General features: G+C 40.2%; 1 protein-coding gene. It reads left to right on the top strand.

Annotated features, from left to right (window positions below):
- Positions 1 to 1,262 (top strand): FUSC family protein (locus tag AC1DRF_RS28350; RefSeq protein WP_477742353.1); only part of this gene is annotated, 1,262 nt, incomplete at both ends.

Below are 1,262 nucleotides of genomic sequence, written 5' to 3'. Positions count from 1 at the left end.
CAGCTGCCGTGGCTGTTAGCTGGCGTTATAGTAGGAGCATGCTGTGCATTTATTTATAATTTTGTTATCTTTAAAGACCGGCCTGCCAACGTGCTGAGGTCTTCAATGAAATCATTTCATATTCAAGTGAATTTGGTGCTTGATTTAATTATTGAGTTAATTCAAAAGAAAAGAATTGAACCGGCTCAAATCAAACAATATAACCGCAATATTAAAAAACTGGCCGAGTATGCCCGTGTAGTATCAGAAGAGCTTGGAAATACAGATCCCCACGACATATGGCCTGGCGTAACAGCTGAACAGATGCGCCTTTATGTATTTGATACAGTTATGCTGCTCCAGACATATTCCCCGGCGATTCGAAAGCTCAGTGAATTAAAGGCATTTAATCATTTTGATATTCAGCAGCTGCTGTTAAAGCTAGTGGAATCGATTCGCGAAGCAGAGGTATTAAATGAAAATCCTACTCATTCCTTAACGGATGCAGCTCAGCATCTGCAAGAGCTGCGCCAAAAATTAAGTGAACTCGAACCTCAAGATAAAAGGTATAAAGATTGGCTTTACTTAATCCGCCGTATCGAAACGATATCAAATCACGTGATTGATGAAGCCTATGAGCTGCAGCAAGCAATTGTGAAACAAGAAAAACAGCCTCAAAAAGAAGCGGAAGAAAAAGAAGACGAAGAGGACAATGATGAAGAAAAAGGATTAAAACCATCTACGAAAAAGTCTATTCAAGCGGTCATCACTGCTGTTGCGACATTAATATTTGGCTCTTTTTTATCTCCATCGCATCAATATTGGGCGCTGTTAGCAGGCTATTTAGTGCTTCTTGGTACAGAAACGATAGGAAGTACGTTTGTAAAAGCCGTGCAGCGAAGCGTAGGAACGCTTCTAGGAGCAGCTGTTGGCTTTGTTGTCGCAAGCTTCGTCTCACCCGGAATACTTGAAATAACGCTGCTTTTTATCTGTGTGTTTATGGCTTTTTATTTCTTTCCTATTACGTATTCGTTTATGAGCTTTTGGATTACGATGATGCTGGCCTTTATGTATGACATGCTTCTTGGGGGGATTTCAGAGAGTTTGTTACTAGCTCGCGTATTAGATACAGTTGTAGGAGTTGGAATTGGTTTAGCCGTATCTGCTCTTGTGTTTCCTAAAAGAACAAGAGATAAAATAACCGACACCTCAGTAGAATACGTAGCGGCTTTAAAAGAATTTGTTCACACTTATTTGCATCGTTTTACGAAGCAGTATGCGTT

Source organism: Priestia sp. P5_B4 (genome assembly GCF_056400385.1).
This window is presented reverse-complemented; position numbering and strand designations above follow the sequence as displayed.